Source organism: Sinomonas sp. (assembly GCF_051955515.1).
Lineage (GTDB): Bacteria > Actinomycetota > Actinomycetes > Actinomycetales > Micrococcaceae > Sinomonas.
Map to the genome: position 1 here is coordinate 1 of NZ_JBQCGQ010000284.1, position 13,988 is coordinate 13,988.

Genomic DNA, 13,988 nt, shown 5'->3' on the forward strand with positions numbered 1-13,988 from the left:
CGGCCCCGGGGGGCGCCCCCGGGGGCCCTCCCGCGGGCCCCCCCCAAACACCCGGGCGCCCGTCCCGGTTCCCGGGGGCCCCACCCACAACCGGGCCCGCCGCAACGGGAAGTCGGGAAGCCCGGGAAGTCGGGAAGCCCGGGAAACGAGGAGGAGCTCAGTCGAGCTCGCGGCCCTTGCCCTCGGGCGTGACCCGGACGGCGACGGCGGCCGCGCCCAGGATCGCGATCCAGAAGGCGCCGATGAGCCACACGCTCCCGCCCGCGGCGAGGCTCAGCCCGGCCACGATCATGGGCGTGAACCCGGCGCCGAGCATCGACGCGCCCTGATAGGCCAGCGAGGCACCCGTGTAGCGGTTGCGCGTGGGGAACTGCTCGGCCACGTACGCCGCGATCGGCCCGTAGAGGAAGCCCTGTACGAGCCCATTGCCGAGGACGATGGCGATGCCGAAGCCCCACAGCGTCCCATTCGTCATGAGCCAGAGCATGGGGAACGCGAGCACAGCGCCCAGAAGAGATGCGCCGATGAGCACGCGATTGCGTCCGATGCGGTCGCTCAGCCGGGCGGAATAGAAGCAGATCACCAGCGTCAGGACAGCCGCTCCGGCCTTGATATTGAGCACGCCGTTCTTGTCGGCGCCGCTTTCCACCGCCACGGAGACGCCCCACACGGTCGTCATCGCCTGGCACACGTAGAAGGCGGTCGTCGCGGCGAGGCCGAGCAGCACGGCCTTCTTGTTGTGGCGCAGGACGTCGAGGAGCGGCACCTTCCGCTGCGCCCCGGCCGCTTCGAGGCGCTGGAACGCGGGGGTCTCCGAGACCTTCAGCCGAATCACGAGGCCGACGGCGATGAGCAGCGCGCTGAGCAGGAACGGCACGCGCCAGCCCCACACGAGGAAGTCCTTGCCCGAGACAGCGGCGAAGAGCGAGAGCGCGAGGGTCCCGAGGATGGCGCCGGCAGGTCCGCCCGCGTTGGCGAACGCTGCCGCGAAGCCGCGTCGCGCGGCCGGGGCGTGCTCGACCGCCATGAGCGCGGCCCCGCCCCATTCGCCGCCCACGGCCACGCCCTGGATGAGCCGCAGGACTACCAAGGTGAGGGGCGCGACCGTGCCGGCCTGCGCCGTCGTCGGTAAGAACCCGATGGCAACGGTGCCGCAGCCCATGATGAGCATGGAGAGCACGAGCATCTTCTTGCGGCCCACGATGTCGCCGAAGTGGCCGAAGATCACGCCGCCGAGGGGCCGCGCGATGTATCCGACCGCGAGGGTCGCGAAGGAGGCGAACAGTGCGAAGCCGGGGCCGAGGTTCGCGAAGAACACCTTGTCGAACACGAGCGAGGCGGCCGTCGCGTACAGCATGAAGTCGTAGTACTCGATCGCGCTGCCGATGAAGGACGAGCCGAGGATCCGGCGCATGTCCTTCGTGTTGAGCGAGCCGGTCTGGGCGGCCGCGGTGATCTGAGTGGGGGAGGTCATGGGTATCTCCTGTCCTATTCTCTCAGCGCTGAGAGGTGCTTGTGGCGAACGGGATGCTGTCGAGGTCCCGGGGGAGGATGAAGCGGCCTGAGAAGTGCTCGGCGGCCTCCTCCCAGACGCCGTCCGGTGCGTGGCCGGGAACGAGGTGGTGGAGCGCGAGCTGCTGGGCGCCGGCGGCCTCCGCGGCCTTCACTGCGTCGCGCACACTCGTGTGCGACTTGTAGTGGTGGTCGCGGGCGGCGCGGGAGGCATCGTCGGTCTTGTCGCCGTAGAGCTGTTCGACCCATTCGAAGTCGATCGCCTCGTGCAGCAGGAGGTCGGTTCCCTGAGCGAGCGTCACGAGGTTCTGCGTGAAGCAGGTGTCCCCGGAGATCGTGACGGAACCCTCCGCCGTGTCGAATCGGAACGCGAAGGCAGGCGCGACCGGGGGGTGTTCCACGAGGATCGCCGTGACCGTCACGAGGTCGTCCCGATAGACCTCGAAGGGCGCCATCTCGGGGGTCGGGTTGTCGTTCGGGTGGTAGCCGATGCCCGAGGGCAGCGGGCTGTCCTCGGCCTGGAAGACCTCGAGCGGGCTCGGCTTGAGGCTGTCGAGGATGCGGTCGTTGAGGTCGGTGGCGTGCGCGGCCATGAGCGTCTCGAACATCTCGCGGGTGCCCGGCGTCGGGTTGGCGGGCGCGAGCGGCGAAGGGGCGACGACGGCGCGCGGCGACACCGGGGGCAGCTCGCCGCGGTTGCCGGGTCCGAGGATGCGCACGGGAGTAGTGCGTTCCTGCAGGGCGTAGAGGCCGAAGATGCCGAGTCCGGCGAGGTCGTAGACGTGGTCGGAGTGGAGGTGGGTGATGAACAGCGCGCGGAGGTCCCGGAGGTCGAGGCCCGCCTGCGCGATCCGCCGGCCCGCGCCCTGCCCACAGTCCACGAGGTAGAACGCGTCGCCGACGACGACGGCCGTCGCGATTCCGGTGCGCTCACCGGAGTCTGCGGCTGCCCACCAGCGGGGACCGCCGGCGGTGCCGAGAGTGACGATGCGCGGGGCGAGGCTGGAAGCCAAGGGAAACTCCTTCGTTCGGGGCTGGTTTCCAGTGTGCTGTGGCCCACTTCATTTGTATAATCAATCAATTCAAGAAGGCTTATCTATTTTGTTGATGAGGGGGAAGGGTGGCCGAATTCACCCTCCGGCAGCTCGAGTACTTCGTGGCGGTGCTCGACGCCGGCTCCGTCACCGACGCAGCCAAGCGCAGCAGCATCTCCCAGGCCGCAGCCTCGATGGCGATTGCTCAGCTCGAGCGGGCGCTGGGCGTCGAGCTCCTCCTGCGCACGCGGTCCAAGCGCGTCGTGCCGACGGCTGCGGGGCAGGCATTGGGGGTCAGGGCCCGCCGCATCCTGGCGGAGGCGGCCGAGGTGCCGAGTGCCGTGCGGTCGGGCTGGGAGGAGATGCGGGGACGCGTTCGCGTGGGCTGCATGATCGCGATCAGTCCGCGCCTCATGCCCCGTCTCCTGGCCGAACTGGGGCGCCGGTGGCCCGAGGTCGAGGTCGACGTCCTCGAGGGGGCCGCCGAGGATCTGCAGCGGGCTGTCGCGGCAGGTGAGCTCGATACCGCCCTCATCTACTCGCTCCAGGCCGTGCCAGGCGTCGACCTCCTCCCGATCGCGGAGTCGCGGCCGCACTTCATGCTCCCCGTCGACCACCCGCTGGCTGGTCGGGCCTCGCTCGGGTTCGCGGATCTCGCCGAGGAGGATGCGGTCCTGTTCGACGTGCCGCCGAGCGCCGAGCGGGTCCTGGCCATGGCGAGGTCGGCTGGCGTCGAACCGCGGGTCCGGTGGAGGAGCGTCGTCGCGGAGACGATCCGGGGGCTCGTCTCCAGCGGCCTCGCGTACAGCGTGACAAATGTGTGGCGGGGGATGGAGCATTTGTTCGCGGCGTCCGGCGTGGTGCTCGTCGCGGTGGCCGACGACGTTCCCGCCAATGGCGTCGTGGCCGCCGTCGCCCCCGGTGCCCGACGTCCGCCGCGCGTCGACGCCGTCATCGAGACGGCGCGCCGCCTCGCCGCGGGCGAGCCGCGCCCTTAGCCGACCGCGGTGCCGAAGAGCCAGCCGAGCACGTATGTCACGCCGGCAGCGCCGAAGCCGATGAGCAGCTGCCGCATGGCTCGCCACAGCGGCGAGGCGCCGGCGAGGAGCCCCACGACGGCACCCGTCCCGAGCAGCACGAGCCCCACGAGCACGGCGGCCAGAAGCAGCGCGGGCACGCCCACCATCCCGAACAGGAACGGCAGGATCGGCACGATCGCGCCCGAGGCGAAGAAGCAGAAGCTGCTGATGGCGGCCTGCCAGGCAGACCCGATCGCCTCGTGCTCGTCCTCCTCCTCGGCCCGCTCGGGATGGAGCGAAAGACTCGGGTCGCAGTCGCAGGAGAACTGGCCGAGACGCTCCGCAGCGCGGTGCTCGGCCGCGGCCTGGCTCATGCCGCGGGCCTTGTAGACGAGGACGAGCTCGTTCTGATTCAGGTCGAGCGCCGGCGCGGCCGTGAGCGTCACCTGCGTGGGGCGTGAGGCGGAGAGCAGCTCCCGCTGCGACCGCACGGAGATGTACTCGCCCGCGCCCATCGACAGCGCGCCCGCGAGGAGCCCGGCGACGCCGGAGAGCAGCACCACGTGGCTCGACACGCCGGAGGCCGCCATGCCGGTGACGAGCGAGAGGTTGCTGACGAGGCCGTCGTTGGCCCCGAAGACGGCCGCCCGGAACGAGCCCGAAAGGCGGGTCCGGCCGCGGATCGCGAGACCCCGGACGACCTCCTCGTGGATCCGCTCGTCGGCGGCCATGGCCGGTGTCGCGTACGGGTCCGTCGAATAGGGGGAGCGGCTCTCGGCGCGCTGCGCCATGGCCAAGACGAACACGGACCCGAAGTGGCGCGCGAAGAACCCGAGGATCTGGCTGCGCAGCGAGGGGCTCCGGGGCTTCCCGAGTTGGTCGCCGAGGAGCGCCGTCCAATAGGCTTCGTGCCGGCCTTCCGCATCCGCGAGCCCGAGGAGGATCTGACGCTCCTCGCCCTCGCGCCGCTCGGCGAGGGAGCGGTAGAGGGCCGCCTCGGCCTTCTCGTCGGCGAGGTACTGACGCCATCGTCGGTAGTCGGCGGGGGTGGGCTGCTGGCGGGGATCGGTGGACGGTGACATGGTGCTCCTGGGCGTGGGCGGCTTCTCGCGGGCCCCATTGCCCACAGCACTCTAGCCCGGATTCCCGCGGTTTTTCGGCCGGTGCGCCCCACCTTCAGACTTCGGCTCGCCGTAATTTCCTCGGCGAACGGCGACATTTTCCTCAGCGGACGGCGACATTTTCCTCGGCGGACGACGACGGCGGCGAGCCGCCTACTGAGGCCGCTCGCCGCCGTCTTCCCTTGCCTGCGTCAGGCGGTGGTGACCGGCTCCAGCTCTTCCGACTTTCCGGAGACCCGGCGCTCCCAGGCCAGCATGACGCCAGCGTCCGTCCGCGGCGTCAGGAGGGACACCGCGATGTAGGAGACCGCCGAGGCGATGAGGCCGTAGTAGATCGGCTCGTTCGCGTAGATGCCGTCCAGCGGCACTGCGGCATGGATCTCGAGCCAGGTCATGGTGCCCAAGGTGACCACCGTGCCCACGCCCATCGAGACCGCAGCGCCGAGGCCGGTGCCGCGTTTCCAGACGAGACCGCCGAGGATGGCGACGAGGAGGCCGCCGACCAGGATGTCATAGGCGATGGTCAGCGCAGCGACCACGTCCTTGACCAGGATGGCGATGATGATGGCCGCGACGCCGAGGCCGAGGACCCACCAGCGGTTTTCGCGCACGTCTTCTTCGGGGTTGCGGTCGTGCTCGACGGTGACCTTGCGGCCGAACCAGCTCGCGACAAACGGGACGACGTCGGTGCGCGCCACGGTCGCGGCGGCGATGAGGGCGCCGGAGGCGGTGGACATCATGGCCGCGACGGCTGCGGCGAGGACGAGGCCGCCGATGACGAGCGGCAGGACGTGCGTGGCGACCTCCGCGTAGACGACATCCTTGCCCAGGTTCTTGACGTCGATGTCCGGCAGGGCGACGCGGGCTGCCATGCCGATCACCGCGCCGGCGAGGCCGTAGAGCACGCAGTAGACGCCCGCCGTGGTGCCGCCCCAGCGGGCCACGCCCGGCGTCTTGGCTGTGAACACGCGCTGCCAGATGTCCTGGCCGATGAGGAGGCCGAGGGTGTAGACCACGAAGTACGTGATGATCGTCTGGACGCCGATGCCGTCCCACTGGAAGAACGAGGCGTCCACGCGCTGGCGGATCCCGTCGAAGCCGCCCGCGGCGTTGAGGACGAACGGGAGCATGAGCAGAAACACGCCGACGGTCTTGATGACGAACTGGACCTGGTCGGCCAGGGTGATGGACCACATGCCGCCGATCGTCGAGTAGACGAGCACGATCGCGCCGCCCACGGCGATCGCGACCCAGCGGTCCCAGCCGAAGAGGACCACGAAGATCGTCGCGTAGGCGCTCGTGGACGTCGCGCAGAGCATGAGAGTGTAGGCCAGCATGACGATGCCCGACGTCTGCGTCGAGCGCGTGCCATACCGGAGCGTCAGCATCTGAGCGACCGTGTAGATCCTGAGGCGCTGGATCATCCCAGCGAACAGGAGGCTCAGGAGGAGCACACCGGAGCCGATCGCGACGACGAGCCACATGCCAGAGATGCCGAACTTGTAGCCGAGGCCCACGCCGCCGACAGTGGAGGCGCCGCCGAGGACGACGGCCGCCATCGTGCCCGTGTAGAGGAGGGGGCCGAGGCGGCGGCCCGCGACGAGATAATCGCTGTTGTTCTTGGTGCGGCTCTTGCCCCACCAGCCGAAGGCCAGCATCGCGACGAGATAGGCGATGACGATGGCCGAGTTGATCGCGCTAGCGTCCATGGGGTAGGTCTCTCGGTCAGGGTGATTCCTGTGGTGCAACAGGTGTTGCCTAGTAGACTAGATGTGATGGACGCGACAGGTCAACCTTCGACGATGGCGGCGTGGGAGACGGTTGGGGCCGGAGGCTCCGATCGGATACGGCGTGTCGAGCGCCCGATTCCCCAGCCCGGACCGGGAGAAGTGCTCGTCGAGGTCGAGGCCTGCGGGGTCTGCCGCACGGACCTGCATGTGACCGACGGTGACCTGCCCGAGCACCTGCCGCACGTCATCCCCGGCCACGAGGTGGTCGGCCGAGTATCCGCCCTCGGCGAGGGGGCCTCGCGCTTGGCTCTGGGGGACCGCGTGGGGATTGCCTGGCTCCGCTCGACCTGCGGCTCGTGCAGGTGGTGCCGCTCCGGGCGCGAGAACCTCTGCCCCAACGCCCTCTTCACCGGATGGGACGCGGATGGTGGGTATGCGCGCTGGGCTGTTGTGCCGTCGTCGTACGCGTACCGGATCCCCGGCGAGGTGCCCAGCGAGCAGGCTGCGCCGCTGCTCTGCGCCGGGATCATCGGCTACCGGGCGCTGCGGCGCGCCGAACTGCCTCCCGGCGGCCGGCTCGGGATCTACGGGTTCGGCGCGAGCGCCCACCTCACGGCACAGATCGCCATCGCGCAGGGCGCGGAAGTCCACGTGCTCACGCGCGGTGAGGAAGCACGGCGGCTCGCACTCGAGCTGGGTGCGGCCTCAGCCGGGCCTCCCGACGGAATGCCCCCGGTTCCGCTTGATGCGTCGATCCTGTTCGCGCCCGCCGGCGAGTTGGTCCCAGTCGCGCTGGCGGGGCTTGATCAGGGCGGAACCCTCGCTGTCGCGGGCATCCACCTGAGTGACATCCCGCCGCTGAACTATCAGGACCATCTGTTCCGCGAGCGCCGGCTGACGTCAGTGACCGCCAACACGCGGCAGGACGGCGAGGACCTGTTCCGGCTCGCCGCCCGCCTCGGGCTGCGTGCGAGCGTGACCCGCTACCCCTTCGCGGAAGCGGATCGGGCCCTCGACGACCTTGCCTACGGGGCGTTCAGCGGGGTGGCGGTCCTCATCGATTGATTCGTGCTGGGCTTTCCTTATAGGCATCGATCGTTGTCGTAGACTCGACGCATGAAAGCCCTCCCCGTCGAGCCCAGCAACGTTGCCGTCGCCATCGGCTCGAGGATCCGTGCGGCGCGCGAGGCGCAGCGCATGACGATCGAGCAGGTCGCCGAGGCCGCCGGGCTCTCGAAGGGCTTCCTGAGCAGGGTCGAGCGCGACGAATCCTCACCGAGCGTGGCCTCGCTTGTGACGCTCTGCCAAGTTCTCTCGCTCCCGATCGGCGACCTGTTCGCGACCCCCGAGACGCACCTCACGCGGTCCACGGAAGCGCCGCGCATCTCGCTCGGGGGAGAGGGGATCGTCGAGCGGCTCCTGACGGCACGCTCGGAGCGGCGGCTGCAGATCATCCAGGCAGAGATCGAGCCACGTGGGACCGGCGAGTCCGAGCTGTATGCCGTGGACTGCGACGTTGACGTGCTTCACGTGGTCCGCGGACGCGTCGAGCTGGTCATGACGAACGACCGCTACGAACTCTCCGCCGGGGACACCATCACGTTCCCGGGGCGCGAGCCGCACACGTGGGTCAATCCCACGGACGAGCCGGCCACCGTGCTGTGGGTCCTCGTGCCCGCTGCCAGCCGCTAGGCCGGCCGCCCGGCGCTCCGGTCCGGTTCTTGGCCCGCGACACCGCCGAACGCCGGGCACGCCGCCCGGCTGACTGGTTGGGAAGCAACAACCGGACAGGACAGCGGGGGGCCGGGGCCCGGACGATGGAGCGCCGGATCACCCCACGTGCACCCACGGCCGCTCGGTCACTCGCGGCTCGGCCTCGCGGAGCACTTCGCGCGTCACCGGCGCGATCTCGCCGACCCCGAAGAACAGGAACTTCGTGAGGTTCACGATCGGGTTCCCCTCCGTCCAGCGGAAGTAGATGTGCGGCATGAGGCCCGTGACGTTCCGGAGGTGCAGGAGGATGGCTGCGAGGGTGTTCGGCACGTGGTTGGAATGCACCTCGAGTACTTTGAAGCCGTGGCGCTTGATGCCGTGGACCTCGAGTTCCTGCTCGAACTCCGAGCTGTCGTCCACGACCACCTCGATGAACAGGATGTCCTCGCACTCGGGCAGGTGGTTCGCGGCGCGAGCGTGCTCGAGCTTGGCGCGGTAGCGGTCGGAGTCGAGCCGCTTGGGCTCATGGGCGATGAGCCGGATGGGCCCCTGATCCATTCCGGCGAGGAACTCAAGCGCCTGCTCGTCGAGCCGCACGAGGGTGGCACGGAGCTCGAACGAGCGCCGGACGCGGGAGGCGAAGCTGACCACGATAATGCCCACGATGAAGAGGGCCGCGATCCGGATGCCGTCAGGCCGTTCGAGGACGTTCGCGATCGTCGTGTAGATGAATACGGCGCTCACCACGCCGAAGAACCACGTGCGTCCCAACTGCTTCTTCCGCCGTGCAGAGAGCGTGACGGCGATGGCGGCTGAGGTCATGAGCACCAGCACGCCGGTCGCGTACGCGCCGCCCTGGGCGTCCACGTCGGCGTCGAAGATCCAGGTGATGAGGAAGCCGATCGCGGTGAAGACCAGCGTGAGGGGCCGGACGGCCCGGGTCCACGCCGGCGCCATGCCGTAACGGGGGAGATAGCGCGGCACGAGGTTGAGGAGTCCGGCCATCGCGGAGGCGCCGGCGAACCAGAGGATCGCGATCGTCGAGACGTCGTAGACGGTGCCGAAGCCGTCGCCGAGGAACTGGTGGGCGAGGTAAGCGAGCGCTCGGCCGTTGGCCTTTCCGTCCGGTCCGAATTCGGCCGCGGGGATGAGCACGGTTGTGACGAAGCTGGACGTGATGAGGAACGCGGACATGATCACGGCCGCGGTGGTGAGCAGCTGGTGCGTGCCCTTGATGCGGCCCGCGGGATTCTGCGCGGTGTCGCTCGGATGGCCCTTGATCTGAGGCATGACGGCCACGCCGGTCTCGAAGCCGGACAGGCCGAGGGCGAGCTTCGGGAACACGATGAGCGCGATCCCGATCATGAGCAGCGGGTCACTGTGCTGGGTGGTGAGCGCGCTCCACCAGTCGCTCACCGCGGCTCCCTGCGTGAGCAGGTGCCCGATGCCGACGACGACGACCACCGCGTTGAGCGCGAGGTACACCCCGACCAGCACGACCGCCACATTGATGGCCTCTTGGAAGCCCCGCAGGAACACAACGCCGAGCGCCGCGATGAGGACCAGGGTGATGGTCACCTGCTGCCCTCGCAGCGCCTCGGGCGCGAAGGGGTTCTCGATGAGGTGCGCGCTCGCGTCCGCGGCCGAGAGGGTCATAGTGATCATGAAGTCGGTGGCAGCGAAGCCGAGCAGTGCCAACACGAACAGCTTGCCGCCCCAGCGCGGCATGAGGCGTTCGAGCATCGCGATGGAGCCCTCGCCCTTGTGGCTCTCCCGCGCCACGCGGCGGTAGACCGGAAGGGCCCCGGCAAGCGTCACCACGACGAGGATGATGGTCGCCATCGGAGCGAGGAGCCCGGCCGCGAGGGCGGCGATGGCGGGCTGGTAGCCGAGGGTGGAGAAGTAGTCGACGCCGGTGAGGCACATGACCTTCCACCACGCCGACGGCTTGTGCTCCTCTTTCGGAACGCCATGGGGGCCGGGGTGGTGGCCGGATGCCTCCGGCATGCCGTCGAGGAGCCACGTGCGGAAGCTGCGGCTGGGGCGGCGGTTGCCTCGGTTCGAGGGTTCGGCCGGAGGCCTGGTCAGTGTGGTCATAGCTCCCTGCTTGTGCTGGCTCTGCAGGGGAGCGTAGGCGGGGGAATGGCGGAAGCCGGCACTCTTTATAGATCCCTTACGCCGATGTGGCGCAGATGACGATCCTGTATCTATTCGATGGATTTATTCTCTCGGCTCTGGCTTCCGTGTCCGGGCAGTCGGACAGTTGGAGTGCGCGCACCCATCATCACTCGCATTCGCAGGACCAAAGGGGATTTCCATGCCTTCGCACCCACGCGCTGCCGTCGTCGCCCTAGCACTCACGCTGGCCGTTGCAGGCTGTGGTTCGACCACCACGCCCACCTCGCTCGAGTCCACAGCAGCGCCTGCTGGGCCGCCTTCCACGAACGCATTATCGGCCCCGGCCGCGCAGACCCAACTCTTCGCGTTCCCGGATGGCCGCACCTCGTTCCGCCACCCCGCCGGCTGGACAGTGGACCTCGTCCATGCCCCCGAGGGCGGGACCGCGACCGCGACAGTAGCGAGCCCGGACGGAGCGCTCAAGCTCGCCGTCTTCGTCGGGCGGATCACCGACGCCGTCACCGGTCCCGTGACCCGAACGGTCCTGGACGAGGCGCCCGTGCCGGGGCTCGCGCAGCAGCCGGCGCCGGCGGCCCATTATGCGTTCTATCTCGACGACGGCGCAGGCCTCCACTCGTACCACCTTCGGCTTGTCGCGGGCTCGCCGGACGGCGGCGAAGCCATGGCACTCGACGGCATCATCCGCACGGAAACCGGGATCCTCCTCGCAGAGGTGCAGTTCGCGCAGTCGCCGGCCTTCCAGACGACGGATGCGGCCAAGGCGTGGCTCGCCTCGGCCCAAGGCCAGCAGGTCCGCGCCATGCTCCTTTCGATCAGTTACGCCTGACGAGCCGAGCGGGGCGGGAGCACTCCCGCCCCCGCTCGAAGGGAAACAACGGGTGCATAAAAGGAAACTTTGCTGTAGTCTGAATCACAACAGCAACAACTCTGGAGGACCCTTGGAAGAGCTGCGCATCGAGGACAACAATCATCTCGGCCCGATCGACTCATCCCGCATTCCGCGCTTCGCCGGCGCCGCGACATTCGCTCGCCTCCCGCGACTGGACCAGGTCGCGCACGCCGATGTCGCCGTCGTCGGTGTTCCTTTCGACACCGGCGTGTCCTACCGCCCTGGCGCCCGCTTCGGCGCCAACCACGTGCGCGAGGCGAGCCGCCTGCTCCGCCCGTACAACCCTGCGCTGGACCTCTCGCCGTTCGCGGAGGCCCAGGTCGCGGACGCGGGTGACATGGCCGTCAACCCATTCAATATCAACGAGGCCATCGAGACGATCCAGCAGAACGCTCTCGACCTCACGGCGGAGGGCACGCGCCTCCTGACCATCGGCGGCGACCACACGATCGCCCTCCCGCTGCTCCGCGCCGCCTCCGAGCGCGCCGGCGGCCCGGTCGCGCTCCTGCACTTCGACGCCCACCTCGACACCTGGGACACCTACTTCGGCGCCGAGTACACCCACGGCACGCCGTTCCGCCGCGCCGTCGAGGAAGGCATCCTCGACACAGACGCGCTGAGCCACGTCGGCACGCGCGGGCCGCTCTACGGCAAGCGCGACCTCGAGGACGACCGTCGCTTCGGCTTCGGCATCGTCACCTCGTCCGACGTGTACTACCAGGGCGTGCGGGAGACGGTCGCGAAGCTCCGTGACCGCATCGGCAACAGGCCGCTCTACGTCTCGGTGGACATCGACGTCCTCGACCCCGCCCACGCCCCCGGCACTGGCACGCCCGAGGCCGGCGGCATCACGAGCCGTGAGCTCCTCGAGATCCTGCGCGGGCTGCGTGGGCTCAACCTCGTGGGCGCCGACGTCGTCGAGGTCTCCCCGGCGTACGACCACGCCGAGATTACCGGGGTCGCCGCGAGCCACGTCGCCTACGACCTCGTTTCGCTGATGAGCGAGCTGCCGAAGCCGGGGAACGGCAGTGCCGCGCGGGCGGGGGAGCGGACGACGGCGGGCGCCAAGTGAGCGCCCCGTCGGCGGCTGAGCAGCGGGACCAGTACCGCAACGGCGGAGACCTGGTCGTCGAGACGCTCGAGGCGCTCGGCGCGAAGACCGTCTTCGGCATCCCGGGCCAGCATGCGCTCGGGCTGTTCGACGCGATGGGTCGCGGCAACCTGAAGTTCGTCTCGAGCCGTGTGGAGAACAACTCGGCCTTCGCCGCCGATGGCTACTCGCGGGCTACGGGCGAGGTCGGAGTCCTCTTCCTCTCCACCGGCCCCGGCGCGCTCACCTCCCTCGCGGGCCTCCAAGAGGCCTACGCGACGGGCGTGCCCATGGTGGTGATCGCAAGCCAGATCCCGCTCGAGGGGCTCGGCGCGCGGCGAAAAGGCATGCTGCATCAGCTCGATGACCAGAAGGCCTCGGCCGCGAACGTCACGAAAAGCCAGCGCCTCATCCAGCACGCCTCAGGGATTCCGTCGGCGATCCAGGATGCCTGGACCGACGCGATCTCGTCGCCGCAGGGACCCGTCTGGGTGGAGATCCCGCAGAACGTCCTGCTCGACCCGATCATGGTTCCGCCTGTCGAGGACGCCCTGGCCGTCGCGGCAGACAACCCTCCGCGCGTCGAGCTGGTCCGCGAGGCCGTCAAGTGGCTGGCCTCCGCCAAGCGCCCCGCGATCATCGCGGGCGGGGGGACGCGGCGCGGCCATGCGGAGAAGTCCCTGCTCGCGATCGCCGAGCGTCTCCGCGCCCCCGTCATCTGCACTCCGGGCGGAAACGGTGCGTTCCCCTGGACGCATCCCCTCTCGCTCCAGTCCTGGGTCGAGGACCGGTACATGACCGACGTCCTCGAGGACGCGGATGTGCTCGTCGTGGTGGGCTCGTCGCTGGGCGAGGTGACGTCCAACTACTTCACATTTGAGCCGCGGGGCCGGATCATCCAGATCGATGCCGAGCCGCGCGTCTTGGAGTCCAACCGCCCCGGTCTCGGCATCCGCGCGGACGCAGGGCAGGCGCTAGCGGCCCTCGATACCGCGCTCGAAGCCGTGCTGGACCAGGAGGGCGGCGGCCGGGCGCTCGAGCCCGACTGGCACGGGCGCACGGCCGAGCAGCTCGTCGCGGATTCGCTCGCCAAGGTGCGGGCGCGCCTCGAGTCCCAGGACCTCGGCAAGGAGCTCCGCTTCATGGCGGACATCCGCGCCGCCGTCCCGGACGACATGCAGACGTTCTGGGACATGACCATCGCCGCCTACTGGGGCTGGAGCTGCTGGGACGCCCGGCAGGGGCAGTTCCATTCCGCCCAGGGGGCGGGCGGCCTCGGGTACGGCTTCCCGGCCGCGATCGGTGGCGCCGTCGGCCTCGCGACCGTCGGCAAGCCCTCGCGTGTCCTCGCGGTCTCCGGCGACGGCTCGTCGATGTACTCCATCAGCGAGCTCGCGACGGCGAGGCAGCACAATGTCCCGGTCACGTGGCTCATCGTCGACGACGGCGGCTACGGGATCCTGCGCGAGTACATGGTCGGCGCGTTCGGCAAGGCGACGGCGACCGAGCTCGCCCGCCCGGACTTCGTGAAGCTCGCCGAGTCGTTCGGCGTCCCCGCGCGCAAGGTCGCGCCGGAGGAGGTGCGGCAGGCGCTCGAGGACGGCTTCGCCGCGGACGGGCCGAACGTCGTCGTGGTGGAGACTCAGCTCAAGATGTTCGCGCCCACCCACCTCGAGGTGCAGTAACCCCTCCCCCCTTCGTTGCGCCGTCACGTCCGCAGGGGTCACACCCTGCGGACGTG

At 69.5% G+C, this 13,988-nt stretch carries 11 protein-coding genes; 6 read left to right on the forward strand and 5 right to left on the reverse strand.

The window, feature by feature from the left end; all coding sequences use genetic code 11:
* Positions 1-157: 157 nt before the first annotated feature.
* Positions 158-1,474 (reverse strand): MFS transporter, encoded by a 1,317-nt coding sequence (locus tag ACTHL9_RS16730; RefSeq protein WP_440520407.1) that lies wholly within the window; start codon positions 1,472-1,474, stop codon positions 158-160.
* A 22-nt stretch (positions 1,475-1,496) separates the two neighbouring features.
* Positions 1,497-2,525, reverse strand: a complete 1,029-nt coding sequence (locus tag ACTHL9_RS16735; RefSeq protein ID WP_440520408.1) for an MBL fold metallo-hydrolase — start codon at positions 2,523-2,525, stop codon at positions 1,497-1,499.
* A gap of 107 nt (positions 2,526-2,632) precedes the next feature.
* Here ACTHL9_RS16735 and ACTHL9_RS16740 point away from each other — a divergent pair, with 107 nt between their 5' ends.
* A complete protein-coding gene (locus ACTHL9_RS16740) occupies positions 2,633-3,544 on the forward strand; it encodes a LysR family transcriptional regulator (RefSeq protein WP_440520409.1) in 912 nt (303 codons plus the stop codon).
* Here the strand turns inward: ACTHL9_RS16740 and ACTHL9_RS16745 are convergent.
* Positions 3,541-4,647, reverse strand: a complete 1,107-nt coding sequence (locus ACTHL9_RS16745; RefSeq protein ID WP_440520410.1) for a VIT1/CCC1 transporter family protein — start codon at positions 4,645-4,647, stop codon at positions 3,541-3,543. The genes ACTHL9_RS16740 and ACTHL9_RS16745 overlap by 4 nt on opposite strands.
* 230 nt (positions 4,648-4,877) lie before the next feature.
* A complete protein-coding gene (locus ACTHL9_RS16750) occupies positions 4,878-6,395 on the reverse strand; it encodes a sodium:solute symporter (RefSeq protein WP_440520411.1) in 1,518 nt (505 codons plus the stop codon).
* A 66-nt stretch (positions 6,396-6,461) separates the two neighbouring features.
* On the opposite strand from ACTHL9_RS16750, the gene ACTHL9_RS16755 reads away from it, so the two are divergent.
* Together ACTHL9_RS16755 and ACTHL9_RS16760 are read left to right on the forward strand one after the other, a co-directional pair.
* Entirely contained in the window at positions 6,462-7,481 is a 1,020-nt protein-coding gene (locus tag ACTHL9_RS16755) for a zinc-dependent alcohol dehydrogenase family protein (RefSeq protein WP_440520412.1), read from the forward strand.
* 51 nt (positions 7,482-7,532) lie between these two features.
* Entirely contained in the window at positions 7,533-8,108 is a 576-nt protein-coding gene (locus ACTHL9_RS16760) for a helix-turn-helix domain-containing protein (RefSeq protein WP_440520413.1), read from the forward strand.
* 138 nt (positions 8,109-8,246) lie between these two features.
* Here the strand turns inward: ACTHL9_RS16760 and ACTHL9_RS16765 are convergent, their stop codons facing one another.
* Positions 8,247-10,226 (reverse strand): amino acid transporter, encoded by a 1,980-nt coding sequence (locus tag ACTHL9_RS16765; RefSeq protein ID WP_440520414.1) that lies wholly within the window; start codon positions 10,224-10,226, stop codon positions 8,247-8,249.
* Between the two features lie 220 nt (positions 10,227-10,446).
* On the opposite strand from ACTHL9_RS16765, the gene ACTHL9_RS16770 reads away from it, so the two are divergent.
* The 3 genes from ACTHL9_RS16770 (at position 10,447) to ACTHL9_RS16780 (ending at position 13,932) form a co-directional block, all read left to right on the forward strand.
* Positions 10,447-11,094 (forward strand): hypothetical protein, encoded by a 648-nt coding sequence (locus ACTHL9_RS16770; RefSeq protein WP_440520415.1) that lies wholly within the window; start codon positions 10,447-10,449, stop codon positions 11,092-11,094.
* Positions 11,095-11,206: 112 nt separating this feature from the next.
* Entirely contained in the window at positions 11,207-12,229 is a 1,023-nt protein-coding gene (gene speB / locus ACTHL9_RS16775; RefSeq protein WP_440520416.1) for an agmatinase, read from the forward strand.
* Positions 12,226-13,932 carry a thiamine pyrophosphate-binding protein gene (locus ACTHL9_RS16780; RefSeq protein WP_440520417.1) on the forward strand — a complete coding sequence of 569 codons (1,707 nt, stop codon included), beginning with the start codon at positions 12,226-12,228 and terminating at the stop codon, positions 13,930-13,932. Before speB ends, ACTHL9_RS16780 begins: the two co-directional genes overlap by 4 nt.
* Positions 13,933-13,988: the final 56 nt, after the last annotated feature.

What these genes read in the sequence shown, in the direction of transcription:
- ACTHL9_RS16755 (WP_440520412.1), top strand. Translation starts at nt 6,462, where the DNA reads ATGGACGCGACAGGTCAACCTTCGACGATGGCGGCGTGGGAGACGGTT.
- ACTHL9_RS16730 (WP_440520407.1), bottom strand. Translation starts at nt 1,474, where the DNA reads ATGACCTCCCCCACTCAGATCACCGCGGCCGCCCAGACCGGCTCGCTC.
- ACTHL9_RS16760 (WP_440520413.1), top strand. Translation starts at nt 7,533, where the DNA reads ATGAAAGCCCTCCCCGTCGAGCCCAGCAACGTTGCCGTCGCCATCGGC.
- ACTHL9_RS16750 (WP_440520411.1), bottom strand. Translation starts at nt 6,395, where the DNA reads ATGGACGCTAGCGCGATCAACTCGGCCATCGTCATCGCCTATCTCGTC.
- ACTHL9_RS16765 (WP_440520414.1), bottom strand. Translation starts at nt 10,226, where the DNA reads ATGACCACACTGACCAGGCCTCCGGCCGAACCCTCGAACCGAGGCAAC.
- ACTHL9_RS16770 (WP_440520415.1), top strand. Translation starts at nt 10,447, where the DNA reads ATGCCTTCGCACCCACGCGCTGCCGTCGTCGCCCTAGCACTCACGCTG.
- ACTHL9_RS16745 (WP_440520410.1), bottom strand. Translation starts at nt 4,647, where the DNA reads ATGTCACCGTCCACCGATCCCCGCCAGCAGCCCACCCCCGCCGACTAC.